General features: G+C 61.4%; 14 protein-coding genes. 5 read left to right on the top strand and 9 right to left on the bottom strand.

Going from position 1 to position 20,697, the window contains the following annotated elements; translation table 11 throughout:
• Positions 1-184: 184 nt before the first annotated feature.
• From KVG85_RS07670 to KVG85_RS07630, 9 genes are all read right to left on the bottom strand, one after another.
• Positions 185-1,759, bottom strand: coding sequence for an arylsulfatase (locus KVG85_RS07670; protein WP_016774612.1), 1,575 nt, complete (start codon positions 1,757-1,759; stop codon positions 185-187).
• Between the two features lie 72 nt (positions 1,760-1,831).
• Positions 1,832-2,854 carry an HAD family hydrolase gene (locus KVG85_RS07665; protein ID WP_217863465.1) on the bottom strand — a complete coding sequence of 341 codons (1,023 nt, stop codon included), beginning with the start codon at positions 2,852-2,854 and terminating at the stop codon, positions 1,832-1,834.
• Positions 2,851-4,257 carry a BatD family protein gene (locus KVG85_RS07660; protein ID WP_217863464.1) on the bottom strand — a complete coding sequence of 469 codons (1,407 nt, stop codon included), beginning with the start codon at positions 4,255-4,257 and terminating at the stop codon, positions 2,851-2,853. The genes KVG85_RS07665 and KVG85_RS07660 overlap by 4 nt, the downstream gene beginning before the upstream one ends.
• Positions 4,254-5,834 carry a VWA domain-containing protein gene (locus KVG85_RS07655; RefSeq protein WP_217863463.1) on the bottom strand — a complete coding sequence of 527 codons (1,581 nt, stop codon included), beginning with the start codon at positions 5,832-5,834 and terminating at the stop codon, positions 4,254-4,256. Before KVG85_RS07655 ends, KVG85_RS07660 begins: the two co-directional genes overlap by 4 nt.
• 1 nt (position 5,835) lies before the next feature.
• Positions 5,836-6,828 carry a vWA domain-containing protein gene (locus KVG85_RS07650; protein WP_217863462.1) on the bottom strand — a complete coding sequence of 331 codons (993 nt, stop codon included), beginning with the start codon at positions 6,826-6,828 and terminating at the stop codon, positions 5,836-5,838.
• Positions 6,815-7,414, bottom strand: coding sequence for a DUF4381 domain-containing protein (locus tag KVG85_RS07645; protein ID WP_217863461.1), 600 nt, complete (start codon positions 7,412-7,414; stop codon positions 6,815-6,817). Before KVG85_RS07645 ends, KVG85_RS07650 begins: the two co-directional genes overlap by 14 nt.
• Positions 7,411-8,346, bottom strand: a complete 936-nt coding sequence (locus tag KVG85_RS07640; protein ID WP_217863460.1) for a DUF58 domain-containing protein — start codon at positions 8,344-8,346, stop codon at positions 7,411-7,413. Before KVG85_RS07640 ends, KVG85_RS07645 begins: the two co-directional genes overlap by 4 nt.
• Entirely contained in the window at positions 8,343-9,323 is a 981-nt protein-coding gene (locus KVG85_RS07635; RefSeq protein WP_217863459.1) for an AAA family ATPase, read from the bottom strand. The genes KVG85_RS07640 and KVG85_RS07635 overlap by 4 nt, the downstream gene beginning before the upstream one ends.
• 22 nt (positions 9,324-9,345) lie before the next feature.
• Positions 9,346-10,296, bottom strand: a complete 951-nt coding sequence (locus KVG85_RS07630; protein ID WP_217864946.1) for a SphA family protein — start codon at positions 10,294-10,296, stop codon at positions 9,346-9,348.
• 514 nt (positions 10,297-10,810) lie between these two features.
• Between KVG85_RS07630 and tpx the strand changes: the two genes are divergently transcribed.
• The 5 genes from tpx to KVG85_RS07605 all read left to right on the top strand — a co-directional run bounded on the left by tpx (position 10,811) and on the right by KVG85_RS07605 (position 20,565).
• Positions 10,811-11,311, top strand: coding sequence for a thiol peroxidase (gene tpx, locus KVG85_RS07625; protein ID WP_071172346.1), 501 nt, complete (start codon positions 10,811-10,813; stop codon positions 11,309-11,311).
• A 174-nt stretch (positions 11,312-11,485) separates the two neighbouring features.
• The gene (locus KVG85_RS07620) at positions 11,486-12,790 is read left to right on the top strand and encodes an MdtA/MuxA family multidrug efflux RND transporter periplasmic adaptor subunit (protein ID WP_217863458.1); all 1,305 of its coding nucleotides are present in this window, start codon (positions 11,486-11,488) and stop codon (positions 12,788-12,790) included.
• Entirely contained in the window at positions 12,787-15,879 is a 3,093-nt protein-coding gene (locus KVG85_RS07615; RefSeq protein ID WP_041481000.1) for an MdtB/MuxB family multidrug efflux RND transporter permease subunit, read from the top strand. Before KVG85_RS07620 ends, KVG85_RS07615 begins: the two co-directional genes overlap by 4 nt.
• A gap of 112 nt (positions 15,880-15,991) precedes the next feature.
• Complete coding sequence (locus KVG85_RS07610) at positions 15,992-19,099, top strand: efflux RND transporter permease subunit (RefSeq protein ID WP_041480999.1); 3,108 nt, start codon at positions 15,992-15,994, stop codon at positions 19,097-19,099.
• Positions 19,096-20,565 carry an efflux transporter outer membrane subunit gene (locus tag KVG85_RS07605; RefSeq protein WP_122507276.1) on the top strand — a complete coding sequence of 490 codons (1,470 nt, stop codon included), beginning with the start codon at positions 19,096-19,098 and terminating at the stop codon, positions 20,563-20,565. Before KVG85_RS07610 ends, KVG85_RS07605 begins: the two co-directional genes overlap by 4 nt.
• Positions 20,566-20,697: the final 132 nt, after the last annotated feature.

The following is a 20,697-nucleotide window of genomic DNA, read 5'->3' as shown; positions in this document are numbered from 1 at the left end:
CTTGTTTCAGTTCAAAAACAGGTTGACTGTGCCGACCTCTTCGCGAGCAGGCTCGCTCCCACATTGGACTTATATACACCACAAACCCCTTGTGGGAGCGAGCCTGCTCGCGAACGAAACCGACCCGGTCGCTTGTTGAAAACAGGGCCGCCCGCCGATGAAGGCGGGCGGCGATACAGCGCTATTACTGGGCTTTCTTCATTTTTTCTTCGATACGGCGATCCACGTCCTCGCGGATCTGGTCGATGCTGAAGCTCGCCGGACGCTGGCTAGGTGGATAGTCGACGAAGGTTTGCAGGAACTTCGCCGCACGGCGGGTACCGTCGAAAATCAGATAGTCGTTTTTCGTCAGCCAGTCATAGTACTGGTCAGACACGACATCGGCGCGTTCGTACGGGTCCATGCGCAGGTTGAACATTTTCGGCACACGCAGGCAGGTGAACGGTTCGCTCCACACCTGCAGTCCGCCGGGTGCGCGCTGCTCACAGAACACCAGTTTCCAATCGTTGAAACGCATGCTGACCAACGCACCGTCATCGTTGAAGTAGTAGAACTCCTTGCGCGCGCTCTTGTCGGTTTTACCCGTCAGGTAGTCCAGCTGGTTATAGCCGTCCAGGTGCACTTTGAAGTTTTTGCCGCCGATGTCGGCGCCCTTGAGCAAGCGGTCCTTGATGTCGGTGTCGCCCACGGCGGCCAGCAGCGTCGGGAACCAGTCCAGACCGGAGAACATTTGTGTGGAGACTTCGCCTGCCTTGACTTTGCCCGGCCAGCGAATCATCGCCGGTACCCGGTAGGCGCCTTCCCAGTTCGAGTTTTTCTCGTTGCGGAACGGCGTCGTTGCAGCGTCGGGCCACGACCATTGGTTCGGGCCGTTGTCGGTGGTGTAGACGACGATGGTGTTCTCGGTCAGCTTCAAATCATCCAGTGTCTTGAGCAGCTTGCCGACGTCGCCGTCATGCTCGAGCATGCCATCGGCATATTCGTTGCCGACCATGCCGCTTTGGCCTTGCATGGATTCGCGCACGTGAGTGAAGGCATGCATGCGTGTGGTGTTCATCCAGACAAAGAACGGTTTGTCCGCCTTGGCCTGTTTCTCGATGAACGCTTGCGCTGCCGCAGTGGTTTCGTCGTCGATGGTCTCCATGCGTTTCTTGGTCAGCGCGCCAGTATCTTCAATCTTGCCGTCGGCAAAACTGTGGATCACGCCACGAGGCGAGGCGGCCTTGACGAACTCGGCATCATCCTTGGGCCAGTAGGGACGCTCCGGCTCCTCTTCGGCGTTGAGGTGATACAGGTTGCCGAAAAACTCGTCGAAACCATGATTGGTCGGCAGATATTCGTCTTTGTCGCCCAAGTGGTTCTTGCCGAATTGACCCGTGGCATAGCCTTGGGCTTTCAGCGCTTGGGCAATGGTCACATCGCGTGGCTGCAAGCCCACCGGTACCCCGGGCATGCCGACCTTGGACAAGCCGGTACGCAATGGCGTCTGCCCGGTGATGAACGACGAGCGTCCGGCCGTGCAACTGTTTTCGGCATAGTAATCGGTGAAGATCATGCCTTCTTTGGCGATACGGTCGATATTCGGCGTCTTGTATCCGACCACGCCCATGGAATAGGCACTGATGTTGGTCTGGCCGATGTCGTCGCCGAAGATCACGAGAATGTTGGGTTTTTCAGCCGCTGTGGCGGTTGCCGACAGCGCCATCACCGAGGTTGCCACCAGGGCGAGTTTCGGTAGCCACTTGCGTATGCGAGTCATCTGACTTGCTCCTTTTGCACGGGGGTCGTTTTTTTGCGACAAACGTTTACTGCTCTCCTGCATTACGCTTTCTTATTGCACCTGCTCAGTTGCCGGCGGATCGAACGGATAGATCCGGCGCCATTCCGACGCCATGTCCACCACCGTCCAGCCACGGGAATTCGCTTCATCGAGGGCCTTGTCGAGTCGGCCGATATTCGATTGCCGGTCATAAGCCCACTCGCGCTTGGCATCGGTGTGGTGCACCAGCCCCATCAGGCGCTTGCCCGGCCCGGCGGCGGTCCACTGCAGCATTTGCAGGTCGCCGTCGGAGTTGCCAAAGGCGAGGATCGGCCGCCGACCGATGACCGCATCGATGCTGACCGGTTTGCCCGGACCGTCGTCGTTGTGCGCAACTTTCGGCGTGCGCACGATCGACGCTTTGCCGTCCTTGAACTGGTAAGAAGTGACGAACGTGGTACCGATCACCTGTTCCGGCGGGATGCCGTAGACCTTCTCGGCGAAGGCGCGCATGAAGCCGGTATCGCCGCCGGAAACGATGTAGGTCTTGAAGTTCTGGCTGCGCAGGTAGTCGAGCATTTCCAGCATCGGCTGGAAGATCATTTCCGTGTAGGGCTTGCCGGTTTTCGGGTGGCGCGCCTGGCTGAACCAGGTTTTCGCGTAGTCATCGAAGGCTTCGGTGGTCATGCCGCTGTGGGTTGCGCCGACGATCTTCAGCAAACCCTCCATGCCCGACGCGGCAAGGGCTTTGTGATCATTTTCCAGCACCGCCTTGAACGGCTGGGTGGTTTTCCATTCGGGGTGTTGTGCGGCGGTGCGCTTGACCTCGTCGAAGGCAAACAGCAATTCGAAGTACGCCGGTTGTTCGCTCCACAAGGTGCCGTCATTGTCGAACACAGCGATGCGATCGGCCGGTTTGACGAAGTCCTTGCTGCTCTGGTCGGTCACGGCCTGGACGAACTCGATAATGCTCTTTTTGGCCGGGCCGTCATTCCACGACGGCAGCGGTTCATTCGCCTGTGCCAGCAGGGGCAGAACCAGTGTCAGCAGCAGGGCAAGACCGAAACGTTGGCGACGCAGCAACGGGTTGATCATGTGAAATCCTTCTCATGCACAGGGTTGAGCGGGCGCAGGGCCGGTGCGGGTTTCGCCTGTTGGCGGGCGACCTGACTGTGAAGCGTAGACAACGATTGGCGAAGCTGAACAAGTGTTTGATCGGCGGCAGACTGACGGCCGTAAAGCCCGCGTAACAAACCCTGCAAACGTGGCCCGGCGCCCGTGAGTTTCAAGCCCAGACGACTGCGCCGTAGCCACAAGTACAGCGCGGTCAGTTGCGCCGGCCTGGCTTGCAGTTGCGGGGCGATCTGTTGCCAGGCGAAAGCGGGCGAATGCTGCCAGGCCAATTGCTTCGCCCGTTTATGTGCGAGCCAGCGTTGATGGGCGCGAACGGCGACGGGCCGCAGCAAGTACACACCGACGGCGAGGCCGACCGCCAGCGCCAGCCAGAGCAGCCAGCGGCTGGAGAAGTGCAAGTGATTCTGTTGCAGTTGCCTGAGGTCTTCGGCGAGCGAAAACACCGGTTTATAGGCGTTGTTGGCTGCGGCCTCGAAGCTCACGGCCGGCACCTCAGCGCTACGTATCTGCTTCGCAGAGGCGTCCCACCATTTCACGCGGATCGCCGGCAGCGTGTAAGTACCGGCACTGTCGATGCGATAGCTGGCCCTGTCGACACGTTGGCCGCCGAGGATATTGCCGCGACCATCATCCAGCGCAGTGACTTGTGGCGTCTTCGCGTAGCGACTCAAGCCGTCGACATCACTGAAGGTCGGAATCGGCAGGGCCATCGCCAGCGCGCCATCGGCTTGCAGGGTGAGCTCACGGGTGATGCTGTCGCCGACTTTCAGCGGTGTGGCCGAATTGGTAACGATCTGTTTCAAGCGCAACCCACTGGCGACCAGAGGCGTCTCCCCGGGCGCGAAACCGGGCGGCTGGGCTGCACTGAAACTCAGCGGCTGGCTTTGTGCGCTGATTTCTTCAGTGGCCTGGCCCAGTGTGGCGCGTACGGTCAGCGCCGGGATATCGAAACTGCGCGCGACGTTGGGCGTGATCAGATAGCTATAGCGCAAGCCATTGAACGATTGGCCATCGATGGTCTGGTTCAGATGCTGCGCCTGGCCGTTCGGCGGCATTACCAGCGCACCGTCGAGTTGCAGATCGGGCAGGGCGGCGGCGCTGGTGAACCAGGTGTCGGTGAGCACGTCGAGTTGCAGTTCGACCAGACCGCCGACCATCGCGCCTTCGCCGGGGTTGAGGTGAGCCTGGACCTTCAGTTGCGCTGGGGCTGCAGAAACATTCAGAGAGAGCAGGCTGGTTAGCAGCAGGGCGCTGAGCTTTGCGCTGAGCGTCCGGGCCTCTTCGCGAGCAGGCTCCCTCCCACTTGGAGTCCACGGTTTTCCTGTGAGAGCGAGCATGCTCGCGAAGGCCGCGATACGGTTCATGGCCGATCTCCCTGCTGATCCTGCAAGCTGAACTTCTGCCTTAGAAACTTCGCCGGCGAGGTGGTCAGGTTCTCCAGCCACAGCGCGTCGGACGCCGCTTGCTGGGTCTCGACCTTTTTGCTCTGACCTTTACCGGGTGCCTTGTCGAATTTGACTTCATCGGGTTTGGTTTGCGGAGCGTTTTTCTCTGCGCTTTCGGTGTCCTTGAGCAGTGCCTGAGCCAAGGCCAGATTGGCGCTCGCTTCGGGAAATTGCGGCTGCAGTTTCAACGCCTGGCTGTAGGCAGCAATCGCCTGATCGAACTTGAAGCGGCGCACGTAAATGTTGCCCAGGTAAAAGTACGCCTGCGGCGTGTCCAAACGGGCAAAGGTCGCCATTGCCAAGTCGTAATCGGCAGCGTGATAGGCCGCGACGCCTTTCCAGTACGGGTCGACGGACAGCGCTGCGGCTTCGGGCAAACGATCATGCTCAAACGCCCAGCGGCCTTGTTGGTCGCGGGTAAAAAACGCATCGGTGAGGGCGTTGGCCTGCGCCGGCGCCCCAGGCCAGCCCAACCCTACGGCCAAAAACAGCGCCGGCATCCAGTTGACGCTCCAGCCTTTGCGTACGCTGAACAGCGCCAGTAACAGCAACGGCCAGCAGAGCCAGTAACCGGCGTCCTTCCAGTGCAATTCGCGCTGTTCGGCGCTGGCGCTCTGGAAGTGTTGGCGGGCGTGCAACTCGATCCACTCCAGATCATCGTTATTGAGGGTCAGGCTGCCGAGCGGCGCGTCGACGGCCGAGGCCAATTGCTTGAGGGCCGCTTGATCGAAACTGCCGAGCACTGGTCGTCCGCTGCTGTCGATTTTCGGCTGGCCGCTGGCGGTAGTAATGACGCCCGCGTCTTCGCTGCCCACCGCCAGAACCAGAACCTGCAAGGCACTGCCGTCGAGGTGTTTTTGCAGATCATCGAGTTGCGTGGTATCGGCCCCATCAGTCATCAGCAGCAGACTGCCCGGGGTGTTCTCGGCGCTGAGCAAGCGTTTCGCTTGATCGATCACGGCGGCGACGTTCTTGCCCGGTTTGTCGATCAAGCCCGTGCCCAGGGCCTGGATGAAACTGTCGAGCAGCGCCGGATCGTCGGTCGGTGGCAACACCAGATGCGCGCTGCCGGCATAGGCGATCAGTGCGGTCCGCGCAGCGGCGCGACGTTGCAGCAGATCATGCAGCTTGTGCTTGACCGCCTCCAGCCGCGTCGGCTGCACATCGTTGGCGTCCATCGACGGCGAAAGGTCGACGGCAACGATCAACGGTGCGCGGTTCTCGAGAAAGTCCGGGCGATCCTGTTCCCACGTTGGCCCGGCCGCGGCGAGTGCGCCGAGGATCAGCAGCGCACAGAGCAGGTGCACCGGGCGCCAGCGCTGGTGATCCTGCGGGGTGATCAACAAGTGCGGCAGCAAGTGTTCGGCGATATTGCCGCGCAGGCGTTTTTGCAGGTCGCGGCTACGACGCCAGATCAGTGGCAGCATTGCGCCGAACAGCGCTAGCAACAGCCACAGCGGGCGCAGAAAGTGCAAATCGCTCAGGTTGATCTCCATTTCAGGCCTCCTGCCGCTGCCGCGCAACCGTCAGGTTCGGCCGTAACAGGGCGCCGAGCTGATACAGCGCCAACAACAGCAATGCTGCACTCAGCGGCCAGTAGAACAATTCCCGTTGCGGCTGATGACTGAGGGTTTTCACCTGATGCGGAGTGAGCTGGTCGAGGGTGTTGTAGACCTGATCCAGTGCCGCGCGGTCTTCGGCGCGAAAGAAGCGGCCGCCGGTGGTGTTGGCGATCTGTTCGAGACCTTGCAGATTGACCTTCGCTTCGCCGGAAGCGTCGGGGTCGCCGATGCCGATGGTATGAATGACCACGCCTTTGTTGGCCGCCATTTCGGCGGCGTGATCCGGGGTGATCGCGCTGCTGGTGTCGTTGCCATCGGTCAGCAGAATCAGGACTTTTTCCTGCTCATGGGCCTTGTCGAGCAATTTCAGGCTGAGCCCGATCGCATCGCCGATCGCTGTGTTGGCGCCGGCCATGCCGATCCCGGTATCGGCCAGCAACAACGACAGGCTGGCGTGATCGAGGGTCAGTGGAGCCTGTGGGTAGGCACCGCTGCCAAATACGATCAGGCCGATGCGGTCGTCCTTGCGTTTGTCGATAAAGCCTTGCACCACGCCTTTGACCGCCGCCAGGCGATTGATTTTTTCGCCCTGAGCATTGGTGAAATCCTCGGTTTCCATCGACTGCGACAGGTCGATGGCGAGCATCAGATCGCGCACCGGTTGCTGGCGTTCGATCGGCTTTTCGACGTACACCGGGCGCGACACGGCCAGCAGGATCAGCGCCCACACCAGCACATTCAGCAGCAGTTGCCAGCGATTGCGTCGACTGCCCGCAGTGCCCGGCGCTTCGCCGACCGCGCGGCTCATCGCGCTGAAAAACGGTACGCGCACGGCACTGCGGGCTTCGTTGTAAGCGGGCAAAAAGCGGTAAGCCAGCCAGGGCAGCGGCAGCAGGAGCAACAGCCAAGGGTAATCAAGCTGCCACATGGTGATGCTCCACCCAGTATTGGCAGCTGTCGAAGAGCATTTGCCGTTGCGCTGCGGGGAGGGCGCGCAATACGGGGTCCGGCGCGTAGGCGAGTTGGGCCAGTTGAGTGCTGAAGTCGGCGGGCATTCTGTTTTTGCAATGCCGTTGCAGAAATTCCTGCCAGTCATCTTTGCCAAGCGCCGCCGGCCCTTGTGAGAGCGAGCCTGCTGGCGAAAGCGCTGTGTCAGTGGATTGAGGTATTGCATGCGCTGACGTCTTCGCGAGCAGGCTCGCTCCCACAGGGAATGCACTCCAGCGCCGCGATCGAGTGGGCATGGAGAGGGCCGTGCGTTTGAGCAGCTCTGGCAATTCGCGCAGGGCATTGAGATCGTCACTGCGGCCGCGCAACTGTGCGAGTCGGGCAAGGGCTTCACGGCGATAGCGGTCGCGGCGCCATTGCCAGTATCTGCGCAGGCCTAGCAACAGCGCGGCGAATATCAGCACCGCCAGCAACAGCCACCAGCCCCAGGTTTGCGGCGCATAGCTGACGGGCGCGGGCAGGGCCAGCTCCTTGAGCTGATCGATGCTGGGGATATTCCGGTTCATCGCGCGCCCCCGGCGCTTTTGCCGAGTTCGGCGCGCAGTTGCCCATGGGCGTCCTCGGCGGTGCTGATCATCATCAGCGGCACCTGACTGCGGCGCAGCAGGGTGGCGACGTCCTTGAGCCGCCCGCTGAGAAAATCCCCCAGCGGCTGCTGCACGTTACGTTTCTCGATCGCCAGTTCGACCTGCAACTCACCCTGGGTGACCAGCAGTCGACCGTTGTTCGGCAGTTTCAGTGCCAGCGGATCATAGACCTGCAAGGCAATCACATCGTTGTGCGCCGACAGCTGCCGCATCAATTGCAAGGTGCGGTCACCGGCACCGGCAAAGTCGCTGACGATGCAGATCAAGTGGTCGTGCCCGGCCACACCGAGGCAGCGCTGCAAGGCTTTGTCCATTTGGTCCTCATCTTCGGCGTCGGGATTACCGGCGTTCAGCGCGCGGTTTTGCTGCACTACGCGGCTGAGCAGCGCTTCGACACGCTTGCGACTGCGCAACGGCGCGATGCTGTCGATACGCTGGTCGTTGAAGACCAGACCGCCAACCCGATCCCCAGCGTGAAAAACCATCCACGCCGCCAGCGCGGCGAGTTCGGCGGCGACTGCCGATTTGAAGCTGCGCTGCGAGCCGAAGAACATCGACATGCGCTGGTCGACCACGATCAGGGCCGGGCGGTCGCGTTCTTCGGTGAAAGTGCGCACCACCGGTTTGCCGGTACGCAACGAAGCGCGCCAGTCGAGGTGGCGCAGGTCGTCGCCCGGTTGATAGCGGCGCAACTCGTCGAAGTTCAGCCCGCGTCCGCGCAGCCGTGAGGCGTGGTTGCCGGCGAGTATGCTGCCCTGCGGCTGGCGGGCAAGAAAACTCAGGTCACGGGCCTTGAACTCCAGCGCCATCAGTTGCGCGAGAGAGACGTAGACCAGACCTTCGTCGTTCATGCGGGAATCGCCACTTTGTCGAGAATCCGGTCGAGCACCTGATCGGCGCTGACGCCATCGGCAACCGCGTCGTAACTCAGCTGCAAACGATGGCGCAACACCGGATGGACCACGGCGCGGACGTTGTCCGGCGAAACGAAATCCTGCCCCTGCAGCCACGCATCGGCGCGGGCGCAGCGGTCCAGGCCAATGCCGCCACGGGGACTGGCACCAATGGCGATCCAGCGTGCGAGGTCTTCGTCGTAGTCGGCGGGGTGGCGGGTGGCGTTGATCAGGTCAATCAGGTAAGTGTCGATGGCCGGTGAAACGTGCACCGCGCTGACTTCCTTGCGCGCAGCAAAAATCACCTCTTGCGGCAAAGTGAAATTCTTCACCAGCGTGGTGCTCGCACCTTGGGCAAACTCTTCGTTGCGCAGCAGGCGCAGCACCTGGCTTTCGTTTTCGGCGCTGGGGTAATCAAGCAGCACCTTCATCAGAAAACGGTCCATCTGCGCTTCCGGCAGTGGGTAGGTGCCTTCCTGCTCGATCGGGTTCTGCGTCGCCACCACGATGAACAGCTCCGGTAGCGCATGGCTGTTGCCGGCCACCGTGATCTGGCGCTCCTCCATGGCTTCGAGCAGCGCCGCCTGGACCTTGGCCGGGGCGCGGTTGATTTCGTCGGCCAGGATCAGATTGCCGAACAGCGGGCCGGGCTGGAATCGGATCTCGTTTTTGCCCTCGACCTGGTGCAGCACCTCGGCGCCAGTGATGTCCGAAGGCAACAGGTCGGGGGTGAACTGGATGCGGCTCATCTTGGCGTCAAGGTGTTTGGCCAGTGCCTTGACCGTGCGTGTCTTGGCCAGCCCGGGCAGACTTTCCAGAAGCAAATGACCGTTGGCCAACAGCCCGAGCAGAATCTGCCGGATGACTTGATCCTGGCCGAGCACCGCTTCGGCGATGCTGGCTTGCAGGGCGTTGAGGTCGGTGAGCGCTGTCATGGGCAGTCCTTTGTGTCCGGGTCTAGAAAAACGCCAGGGTCAGATTGACGCTGAAACCATTGCCTTCGGGGCGGTTCTTGGTGTCGAACTCCGGCACCCAGCGCGCGCTGATATTGGCCTGGGCATCGGCGAACTTTCCGGCCCAGCCAACCACCGGGCCGGCGCCGACCGAACGGCCGCGATAGCCATTGAAGACATCGGCGGTCTGGCCTTTGTCGTCGGTCAGTTGCTGCACGTAGCCGGCGGCAAGTCCGGCGTTCCAGCCATTGCCCAAGCCGTGAGTCCAGAGGGCGTCGAGGGTGAAGATGTTGCCGTTGCGATAGTCGGTAGCGTCGTTCTCGGTGTAGAACTCCAGCCCGCTGGACCAAGTGAACTCGCCGCCCTTGCCGTCGAGGTGGGTAAAGGCCACGGTTGGCATGAATGTGTAGTTATTCTGTCCGGGGTTGGCCAGGCGATCCTTGTTATAGGCGCCGGTCGGCACGTAGATCGGTAGCGACAGCGAGAGATGATTGAGTTCGTCGAAGTGATAACCAGCGGCGATCGGGGTGATCAGCGCATCGGCAAACTGCGTGCCGGAATCGCTGTCACCCAAAGTGCGCCCGCGCGGGCCGGTGATGCTCGCCTTGATGTCGGTGTATTGCACCGGCAGGCCCATTGCCGAGGCGAAATTCCAGCGGCCCTTGCCGGTGTTCCAGACATGGGTGAAGTTGGCCATGGTGTAGGAGACTTTCACGTCGATCCCGCCACTGATCGCGCCGGAAATCGGTGCGCCGTCGCTGCCCTTGAGCGAGCCGTCGTACCAGATGCTGGTCAACGACATTACCCAGCCCGGCTCCGGCGGCACGATGCCAGCATTGGCGAATACTTGCTGGCCCGTGATCGGCCGGCCGACGCCACCTTCCGCGGCGAACAGCGATGGACTGACGCCCAGGCACAGCAAGATGAGGAGACGCCCGCTCCGTGGCTTGAGCATGGCGAACGCCGCGCCACCCGGCCCCGGCAGAAATCCTCTATTCCCGGCTCGACTGCAGATCATTCCCGATTCCATGGTGTTTTTCCGGACAACTGAGCACCGTCGCGCCGCTACTGCGTTATCCCTTTGCTTATCAAGCCTGTAGGACACGTCCTTCTGAAACTAGCAGCTAATCGGGAGTTAGCCAGTCGAAGGAATTAATTCGTTGGTGCGGGGGACGCGGTGCACATATCACACCTCTAATCGTCGGAGCCGGGCTTAATCGAAGGTGGTTGTGGCGGCACTGCAAACTTCCGTGGAAGCGAGCCTACTCGCGAAAGCGGTAGCCCAGTTGACACACGTTTCTGATATCGATACCTGATTTCGCGAGCAGGCTCGCTCGCACAGGGAGGTTGTATACAATCTCGCAGTCGAGCGCCCAACAATTTCCAACGGGGCATAGGTCGTCAGCCGATTTCGTGGTTAACTTCCGCCTCTTGCATGCTTTCCAATCAAAAACAGAAGGACTCAAGTCATGGCTCAAGTCACCCTCAAAGGCAATCCGGTTCAAGTCAACGGCCAGTTGCCACAAGCCGGTTCCAAGGCGCCAGCCTTTTCCCTGGTAGCCGGCAATCTGTCCGACGTCACCCTGAAAGACTTCGCCGGCAAGCGCAAAGTCCTCAACATCTTCCCAAGCGTCGATACCCCGACCTGCGCCACCTCCGTGCGCAAGTTCAACGCCCAGGCCAACGACATCAGCAACACCGTGGTGCTGTGCATCTCCGCTGACCTGCCATTCGCCCAGGCGCGCTTCTGCGGCGCTGAAGGCCTGGAAAACGTACAGAACCTGTCGACCCTGCGCGGCAGCGAGTTCATCGAAAACTACGGCGTGGCCATTGCTGACGGCCCATTGAAAGGCCTGACCGCGCGCGCTGTTGTGGTGCTGGACGAAAACGACAACGTTCTGCACAGCGAACTGGTCAAGGAAATCGCCGAAGAGCCTAACTACGAAGCGGCACTGTCCGTTCTCAAGTAAGGCTTTTACAATTGTTAACGGCCTGGCCCTGTCCAGGCCGTTTTCATTTGTGTATCAGGGTTTTGCCTCACACCTTGAAACGTAAGTGGAAGGTAAATTGCCGGTAAAGCTGCTTTGCTTAAATCCACTCAGTGCTTATCGTTCAGCCTCCCGTAATAGAAGCCCACGCGCCCAATGGTCAATAACTCCATGCAATCGTCCCCCCGCAAATCCCGTCGCTGGCTGATCAGCCTGCTGGTCCTGTTGGTCATCGCCGTCCTGTGCTGGAAATTCTGGCCCGCCGGCTCTGCTGACAAGGCGGGCGGCGACAAAGCGGCCGCCGGGCATACCGGGCGCTCGGGGATGATGCGGCCGGGCTTCGGCGGCGGTACCGGGCCGATTCCGGTGCGTGTGGCGCCGGCGGTGAAGGGCGACTTCCCGCTGTATTACAAGGCACTGGGCACGGTCACCGCGCTCAATACCATCAACGTGCGCAGCCGGGTAGGCGGCGAACTGGTGAAGATTCATTTCGAAGAAGGGCAGATGGTCAAGGCGGGCGACCTGCTGGCCGAGATCGATCCGCGTCCTTACCAGAATGCTTTGCTCCAGGCCGAAGGCACGTTGCTGCAGAATCAGGCGCAACTGAAAAACGCTCAGGTCGACGTCGAGCGTTATCGTGGGCTGTATAAAGAAGACAGCATCGCCAAACAGACCCTCGACACCGCCGAAGCGCTGGTCGGCCAATACTTGGGCACGGTCAAGACCAATCAGGCAGCGGTCAACGATGCCAAGCTCAATCTCGAATTCACCAAGATCCGCGCGCCGATTGCCGGTCGCGTCGGTCTGCGTCAGGTCGACGTCGGCAACCTCGTCGCCGCCAACGACACCACGTTCCTCGCGGTGATCACCCAGACGCAACCGATCAGCGTGGCCTTCACCTTGCCGGAGAACAGCCTCGACACCGTGCTGGCCCGTTACCGCAGTGGCGCCAAGTTGCCTGCCGAAGCGTGGGATCGCGGCGACACCAAGCTGCAAGCCACCGGCGTGCTGCAAAGCCTCGACAACCAGATCGACGTGGCCACCGGCACCCTCAAGTTCAAGGCCCGCTACGACAATCGCGACCAGTCCCTGTTTCCCAACCAGTTCGTCAACGTCCATTTGCTGGCCGACACGCTCAAAGGTGTAGTGCTGGCACCGTCGGCAGCGATCCAGTTCGGTACCAACGGCACCTTCGTCTATGCGCTGGACGGCGACAAGAAAGTCACCATTCGCCAACTGAAAATCGGTGCCAGCGACGGTGACAATACCGTGGTCACCGAAGGCCTCGCCGCGGGTGATCGCGTTGTGCTTGAAGGCACCGATCGCCTGAAGGAGGGCAGCGAAGTCGAAGTGGTCAATGACAGCAGCGAAGTGCCGACCTCGCCGACCGAGCATCTGCAAGGTAAATCCGCCGCCAATCCCGATGCGACCCCCGCTGACAAGGCCAAGAAGGGCGCATGAACATTTCGCGGCTGTTCATCCTCCGTCCGGTAGCTACCACTCTCAGCATGCTGGCCATTGTCCTGGCCGGCCTGATCGCTTATCGCCTGCTGCCGGTTTCGGCCCTGCCGCAGGTCGATTACCCGACCATCCGCGTCATGACCCTGTACCCCGGCGCCAGTCCGGACGTAATGACCAGCGCCGTCACCGCGCCGCTTGAACGCCAGTTCGGGCAGATGCCGGGCCTGACGCAAATGGCTTCGACCAGCTCCGGCGGCGCTTCGGTGCTGACCCTGCGTTTCAGCCTCGACATCAACATGGACGTCGCCGAGCAGCAGGTGCAAGCCGCGATCAACGCCGCGACCAACCTGCTGCCGACCGACCTGCCGGCGCCGCCGGTGTACAACAAGGTCAACCCGGCGGACACCCCGGTGCTGACCCTGGCCATCACTTCGAAAACCATGCTGCTGCCCAAGCTCAATGACTTGGTCGATACGCGCATGGCGCAGAAGATCGCCCAGATCAGCGGCGTCGGCATGGTCAGCATCGCTGGTGGCCAGCGTCAGGCGGTACGAATCAAGGTCAACCCCGAAGCGCTCGCGGCCAACAGTCTCAACCTGTCGGACGTGCGCACGCTCATCGGCGCCTCCAACGTCAACCAGCCGAAAGGCAACTTCGATGGCCCGACCCGGGTATCGATGCTCGATGCCAACGACCAACTGACCTCGCCCGAGGACTACGCCAACCTCATCCTGACCTACAAGAACGGCGCGCCGTTGCGGCTCAAGGACGTCGCGGAAATCGTCGATGGCGCCGAGAACGAGCGTCTCGCCGCGTGGGCCAACCAGAATCAGGCGGTGTTGCTGAACATCCAGCGTCAGCCAGGCGCCAACGTTATCGAAGTGGTCGACCGCATCAAGGCCTTGCTGCCGAGCATTACCGACAACCTTCCGGCCGGCCTCGACGTCACGGTGCTGACGGATCGCACGCAGACCATCCGCGCCTCGGTCACCGACGTGCAACACGAACTGCTGATCGCTATCGCGCTGGTGGTCATGGTCACGTTCCTGTTTCTGCGCCGCGCCAGTGCGACGATCATTCCCTCGGTGGCCGTGCCGCTGTCGTTGATCGGCACCTTTGGCGTGATGTACCTCGCCGGTTTCTCGGTGAACAACCTGACGTTGATGGCGCTGACCATTGCCACCGGCTTCGTGGTCGACGATGCCATCGTCATGCTCGAGAACATTTCACGCTTCATCGAAGAGGGTGACAGCCCGATGCAGGCCGCGCTCAAGGGCGCGAAGCAGATCGGCTTCACCCTGATTTCCCTGACCCTGTCGCTGATCGCCGTACTGATTCCGCTGCTGTTCATGGCCGACGTGGTAGGGCGCCTGTTCCGCGAGTTCGCCATCACCCTGGCGGTGGCGATCCTGATTTCCCTGGTGGTGTCGCTGACCCTGACGCCGATGATGTGCGCGCGCCTGCTCAAGCGTGAACCGCAGGAGCACGAGCAAGGCCGTTTCTACCGCGCCAGCGGTGCGTTCATCGACTGGATGATCAAGGAATACGGGCGGATGCTGCGCTGGGTGCTCAAGCATCAGCCGCTGACCTTGCTGGTCGCCATCGGCACACTGGCGTTGACCGTGTTCCTGTACGTGATCGTGCCGAAGGGTTTCTTTCCGGTGCAGGACACCGGCGTCATTCAGGGCATTTCCGAAGCGCCGCAGTCGATCTCCTTCGCGGCGATGGGCGAGCGGCAGCAGCAACTGGCGAAGATCATTCTCGAAGATCCGGCGGTGCAGAGCCTGTCGTCCTACATTGGCGTCGACGGCGACAACGCCACTCTCAACAGCGGCCGCTTGCTGATCAACCTCAAGCCCCACGGCGAGCGCGATCTGACGGCCAGCGAAGTGATCGCGCGCCTGCAACCGCAACTGGACAAACTGGTCGGCATTCGTTTGTTCATGCAGCCGGTGCAGGATCTGACCATCGAGGATCGGGTCAGTCGCACCCAGTATCAGTTCAGCATGTCTTCGCCGGACTCCGAATTGCTCAGCCAGTGGAGCGGCCGTCTGGTCGAAGCCCTGGCGCAGCGTCCGGAGTTGACCGACGTGGCCAGTGATCTGCAGGACAAAGGCTTGCAGGTCTATCTGGTGATCGACCGCGACGCCGCATCGCGCCTTGGCGTGTCGGTGGCGAATATCACCGATGCGCTGTACGACGCGTTCGGCCAGCGGCAGATTTCGACCATTTACACCCAGGCCAGTCAGTACCGCGTGGTGCTGCAAGCCCAGGCCGGGGAGAAGATCGGCCCGCAGGCGCTGGATCAGATTCACGTCAAGACCACCGACGGTGCGCAGGTACGCCTGTCGAGTCTGGCGCATGTCGAAGAACGTCAGGCGCAATTGGCGATCACCCACATCGGACAGTTCCCGGCGGTGATGATGTCGTTCAACCTCGCGCCGGGCGTGGCGTTGGGGCATGCCGTGGACATCATCGAGCAAGTGCAGCAGGACATCGGCATGCCGGTCGGCGTGCAGACTCAGTTCCAGGGCGCGGCGCAAGCGTTCCAGGCTTCGCTGTCGAGTACCTTGCTGCTGATTCTGGCGGCGGTGGTGACCATGTACATCGTGCTGGGCGTGCTCTACGAGAGCTACATCCACCCGATCACCATTCTTTCGACCTTGCCGTCGGCAGCAGTCGGCGCCTTGCTGGCGTTGCTGCTCAGTGGCAACGATTTGGGCATGATCGCGATCATCGGCATCATCCTGCTGATCGGTATCGTCAAGAAGAACGCGATCATGATGATCGACTTCGCCCTCGACGCCGAACGCACCCAGGGCATGGCCCCGGCGGAGGCGATCTATCAAGCGGCGTTGCTGCGCTTCCGGCCGATTCTGATGACCACGCTGGCGGCGTTGTTCGGCGCGGTGCCGCTGATGCTGGCCACGGGGTCTGGTGCTGAATTGCGTCAGCCGTTGGGTCTGGTGATGGTCGGCGGTTTGCTGGTGAGCCAGGTGTTGACGCTGTTCACCACGCCGGTGATTTACCTGGCTTTTGATCGGTTGGGGCGGCGTTGGACCAAGCCTGTCGCGGGAGAGGTGGTGTGAGCGGCGTGGTGAATGCAGCTTCAAGCTGCAAGCTTCAAGCTGCAAGAAAACAGCAGCCTGCGCGCGCAGGAACAGCTTGTAGCTCGCAGCATGCAGCTTGGAGCTCGACGCTATGAACCTCTCCGGACCTTTCATCAAACGCCCCGTGGCAACCATGCTGCTCTCGCTGGCCATCATGTTGCTCGGCGGGGTCAGCTTCGGTCTATTGCCGGTATCGCCGCTGCCGCAGATGGATTTCCCGGTGATCGTCGTCCAGGCCAGTCTGCCGGGCGCCAGTCCCGAGGTGATGGCTTCAACGGTGGCGACGCCGCTGGAGCGTTCGTTCGGTGCGATTGCCGGCGTCAACACCATGAGCAGCCGCTCCAGTCAGGGTTCGACGCGGGTGATTCTGCAATTTGACCTCGACCGCGACATCAACGGCGCGGCGCGGGAAGTGCAGGCGGCGATCAACGCCTCGCGCAATCTGCTGCCGAGCGGGATGCGCAGCATGCCGACCTATAAAAAGGTCAACCCGTCGCAGGCGCCGATCATGGTGCTGTCGCTGACTTCGGATGTGCTGGAAAAAGGCCAGCTCTACGACTTGGCCTCGACCATCCTCTCGCAAAGCCTGTCGCAAGTGCAGGGCGTCGGTGAAGTGCAGATCGGTGGCAGTTCGCTGCCGGCGGTGCGCATCGAACTCGAGCCGCAGGCGCTGAACCAGTACGGCGTGGCCCTCGACGATGTGCGCAAGACCATTGCCGACGCTAACGTGCGCCGGCCCAAGGGCTCGGTCGAGGACGGCGAGCGCCTGTGGCAGATCCAGGCCAACGACCAGTTGGAGAAAGCCAAGGATTACGAGTCGCTGATCATTCACTACGCCGACGGCGCCGCATTGCGTCTCAAGGATGTGGCGAAAGTCAGCGATGGCGTCGAAGACCGTTACAACAGCGGTTTCTTCAACGACGACGCGGCGGTATTGCTGGTGATCAACCGTCAGGCCGGCGCCAACATCATCGAGACGGTCAACGAGATCAAGGCGCAGTTGCCCGCGCTGCAAGCGGTGCTGCCGGCCAGCGTCAAACTCAATCTGGCCATGGATCGCTCGCCGGTGATCAAGGCCACGCTGCACGAAGCCGAGATGACCTTGCTGATCGCCGTCGCCCTGGTGGTGTTGGTGGTTTACCTGTTTCTCGGTAACTTCCGCGCCTCGCTGATCCCGACCCTGGCGGTGCCGGTGTCGCTGGTCGGTACTTTCGCGGTGATGTATCTGTACGGGTTCTCGCTGAACAACCTGTCGCTGATGGCGCTGATTCTCGCCACGGGTCTGGTGGTGGACGACGCGATTGTAGTGTTGGAAAACATCTCCCGGCACATCGACGAGGGAGTCAAGCCGATGCAGGCCGCGTACCTCGGGGCCAAGGAGGTCGGCTTTACCCTGCTGTCGATGAACGTCTCGCTGGTGGCGGTGTTCCTGTCGATCCTGTTCATGGGCGGGTTGGTCGAAAGCCTGTTCCGCGAATTTTCCATCACCCTGGCGGCGGCAATCGTGGTGTCGCTGGTGGTTTCCCTGACGCTGACACCGATGCTCTGCGCGCGCTGGCTCAAGCCGCACACCCCGGGCCAGGAAAACCGCTTGCAACGCTGGAGCCACAAGACCAACGACTGGATGGTCGGCAAATACGCCACCAGCCTCGACTGGGTATTGCGTCATCGACGTCTGACCTTGTTCAGCCTGCTGCTCACCGTTGGCGTCAACATTGCGCTTTATGTGGTGGTGCCGAAAACCTTCCTGCCGCAGCAGGACACCGGCCAGTTGATCGGTTTCGTGCGAGGCGACGATGGTCTGTCCTTCAACGTCATGCAGCCAAAAATGGAAACCTTCCGCCGCGCCGTGCTCAAGGATGAAGCGGTGGAAAGCGTGGCCGGGTTCATCGGCGGCAACAACGGCACCAACAACGCCTTCATGATCGTGCGCCTGAAGCCGATCAAGGAACGCCAGCTGTCGGCGCAGAAAGTCATCGAACGCCTGCGCAAGGAAATGCCCAAGGTGCCCGGGGCGCAGTTGATGCTGATGGCCGACCAGGATCTGCAGTTTGGTGGCGGCCGCGAGCAGACCAGTTCGCAATACACCTACATCCTGCAAAGCGGCGACCTCGCCGAGCTGCGCAAGTGGTTCCCGAAAGTGGTTACCGCGTTGCGTGCCTTGCCCGAGCTGACCGCCATCGATGCCCGCGAAGGTGCCGGGGCGCAGCAGGTGACGCTGATTGTCGATCGTGATCAGGCGAAACGCCTGGGGGTCGACATGAACATGGTCACCGCCGTGCTCAATAACGCCTACAGCCAGCGGCAGATTTCGACGATCTACGACAGCCTCAACCAGTACCAGGTGGTGATGGAGGTCAATCCGAAATACGCCCAGGATCCGGTGACGCTCAAGCAGGTCGAGGTGATAACCGCTGACGGTGCGCGGGTGCCGCTGTCGACGTTCGCCCATTACGAAAACAGCCTGGAAAACGACCGGGTCAGCCATGAAGGCCAGTTCGCGTCCGAAAGCATTTCCTTTGACATGGCCGAAGGCGTGACCGTGGAGCAGGGCAGCGCCGCCATCGAACGGGCGATTGCCAAGGTCGGCCTGCCGGAGGATGTGATTGCGAAAATGGCCGGCACCGCTGATGCTTTCGCGGCCACACAGAAGAGCCAGCCGTTCATGATCCTCGGTGCGTTGCTGGCCGTGTACCTGGTGCTCGGTGTGCTGTATGAAAGCTACATCCACCCGCTGACCATTCTCTCGACCTTGCCCTCGGCCGGGGTTGGCGCGTTGCTGTCGATCTATGCACTGGGCGGCGAGTTCAGCCTGATTTCCCTGCTGGGGATATTCCTGCTGATCGGCGTGGTGAAGAAAAACGCCATCCTGATGATCGACCTTGCGCTGCAATTGGAGCGGCATGAGGGCCTGTCGCCGCTGGAGTCGATCCGCAGCGCCTGCCTGCAACGCCTGCGACCGATTCTGATGACCACGCTGGCGGCGATCCTCGGCGCCTTGCCATTGCTGCTCGGCCGTGCCGAGGGTGCGGAAATGCGCCAGCCGCTGGGCCTGACCATCATTGGCGGTCTGGTGTTCAGCCAGGTCCTGACCCTTTACACCACCCCGGTGGTTTACCTTTATCTCGACAAGCTGCGCCATCGCTTCAACAAATGGCGTGGCGTGCGCACTGATGCCGCTCTGGAAACTCCGCTATGACTGACCGTTCGCTTCTCCAATTGGCCACCGTTCGCGGCTCGCGCCTGTTGAGCCTGTCGCTGTGCGTGGCGCTGCTCAGCGCTTGCGCGGTCGGCCCGGACTACCAGCGCCCGCAAACCGCCGAAATCGCTCAGTTCAAGGAAGCCGAAGGCTGGCGTCAGGCCAATCCCAGCGACTCGCTGGCCCGTGGCGCCTGGTGGGAGTTGTACGGCGACCAACAGCTCAACGCCTTGATCGAAAAACTCAACAGCTCCAACCAGACCGTCGCCCAGTCTGAAGCGCAGTTTCGTCAGGCGCAGGCCTTGGTGCGCAGTGCACGCGGGGCGTTTTACCCGAGCGTCGACCTGAGTCTGGGCAAGACCCGCTCGAGTCAGGGCACCGGTAGCAGCAGTTCGAGCCTGAGCAGTTCCTCAAGCGGCATCCGCGACACCTACAACGCGCAACTGGGCGTCAGTTGGGAAGCCGATGTCTGGGGCAAACTGCGCCGTGGGCTGGAGGCCGACGAGGCCAACGCCCAGGCGAGCTTTGCCGATCTGGCAGCGATGCGTCTGAGTCAGCAATCGGAACTGGTGCAGAACTACCTGCAGCTGCGCGTCATCGATCAGCAGAAGCGTCTGCTCGAGGCCACCGTTGCCGCTTATGAACGCTCGCTGAAAATGACTCAGAACCAATACCGCGCCGGGGTTTCCGGGCGTGATGCGGTGGCGCAGGCGCAAACCCAGTTGAAAAGCACCCAGGCCGATCTGGTCGATCTGATCTGGCAGCGCGCACAGTTTGAAAACGCTATTGCCGTACTGACCGGCGAAGCACCGGCCAACTTCAGCATTGCCGAAAGCCAGAGCATCCCGAATCTGCCGCAGGTACCGCTGAGCTTGCCTTCACAACTGCTGGAACGCCGTCCTGACATCGCTTCGGCCGAACGCTCGGTGATTGCCGCAAACGCCAACATCGGCGTGGCGAAAGCCGCGTATTACCCGGACCTGACCCTGAGCCTGAGCGGCGGCTACAGCAGCAGTACCTCGAAAAACCTGATCAGCCTGCCGAACCGTTTCTGGTCGGTCGGCCCGCAGCTGTCGTTACCTCTTTTCGATGGTGGCATTCGTTCGGCCGAGGTTGACCGCAGCGAGGCAGCCTATGACGAAACCGTCGCGCGCTACCGCCAGACTGTGCTCGACGGTTTCCGCGAAGTGGAAAACTACCTGGTCCAGCTCAAGGTGTATGAAGACGAAGCAGCAGTGCGCCAGGAAGCGCTGGATGCCGCCCGCGATTCCCTGCGCCTGACGGAAAACCAGTACAAGGCCGGGCTGATTGCTTATATCGACGTGGTAGTGGTGCAGGCCACGGCGCTGAGTAACGAACGCAGTGTGCTGAATATTCTGCAGAGCCGACTGATCGCCAGCGTACAACTGATCGCCGCACTGGGCGGCGGTTGGGACGGCCAACTCGACGTCAGCGACAACCGCTGAACCTGTGGGAGCGAGCCTGCTCGCGAAAGCGGGGGGGCAGTCGAGCGAGATGTTGAAAGTGCCGACGCCTTCGCGAGCAGGCTCGCTCCCACGGGGATTAGTGTATGGCGTGAGATCGCTTCTACAAGGTGT

The organism is Pseudomonas triticicola (assembly GCF_019145375.1).
In the GTDB taxonomy this organism is placed as follows: domain Bacteria; phylum Pseudomonadota; class Gammaproteobacteria; order Pseudomonadales; family Pseudomonadaceae; genus Aquipseudomonas; species Aquipseudomonas triticicola.
The sequence above is the reverse complement of the archived record's forward strand: the minus strand, read 5'-3'. Positions and strand labels throughout refer to the sequence as shown.

Coding starts and splice junctions, on each gene's coding strand:
- KVG85_RS07655 (WP_217863463.1), bottom strand. CDS start 5,834: ATGGAGATCAACCTGAGCGATTTGCACTTTCTGCGCCCGCTGTGGCTG.
- KVG85_RS07630 (WP_217864946.1), bottom strand. CDS start 10,296: ATGCTCAAGCCACGGAGCGGGCGTCTCCTCATCTTGCTGTGCCTGGGC.
- tpx (WP_071172346.1), top strand. CDS start 10,811: ATGGCTCAAGTCACCCTCAAAGGCAATCCGGTTCAAGTCAACGGCCAG.
- KVG85_RS07635 (WP_217863459.1), bottom strand. CDS start 9,323: ATGACAGCGCTCACCGACCTCAACGCCCTGCAAGCCAGCATCGCCGAA.
- KVG85_RS07650 (WP_217863462.1), bottom strand. CDS start 6,828: ATGTGGCAGCTTGATTACCCTTGGCTGTTGCTCCTGCTGCCGCTGCCC.
- KVG85_RS07640 (WP_217863460.1), bottom strand. CDS start 8,346: ATGAACGACGAAGGTCTGGTCTACGTCTCTCTCGCGCAACTGATGGCG.
- KVG85_RS07665 (WP_217863465.1), bottom strand. CDS start 2,854: ATGATCAACCCGTTGCTGCGTCGCCAACGTTTCGGTCTTGCCCTGCTG.
- KVG85_RS07645 (WP_217863461.1), bottom strand. CDS start 7,414: ATGAACCGGAATATCCCCAGCATCGATCAGCTCAAGGAGCTGGCCCTG.
- KVG85_RS07615 (WP_041481000.1), top strand. CDS start 12,787: ATGAACATTTCGCGGCTGTTCATCCTCCGTCCGGTAGCTACCACTCTC.
- KVG85_RS07605 (WP_122507276.1), top strand. CDS start 19,096: ATGACTGACCGTTCGCTTCTCCAATTGGCCACCGTTCGCGGCTCGCGC.
- KVG85_RS07660 (WP_217863464.1), bottom strand. CDS start 4,257: ATGAACCGTATCGCGGCCTTCGCGAGCATGCTCGCTCTCACAGGAAAA.
- KVG85_RS07620 (WP_217863458.1), top strand. CDS start 11,486: ATGGTCAATAACTCCATGCAATCGTCCCCCCGCAAATCCCGTCGCTGG.
- KVG85_RS07670 (WP_016774612.1), bottom strand. CDS start 1,759: ATGACTCGCATACGCAAGTGGCTACCGAAACTCGCCCTGGTGGCAACC.
- KVG85_RS07610 (WP_041480999.1), top strand. CDS start 15,992: ATGAACCTCTCCGGACCTTTCATCAAACGCCCCGTGGCAACCATGCTG.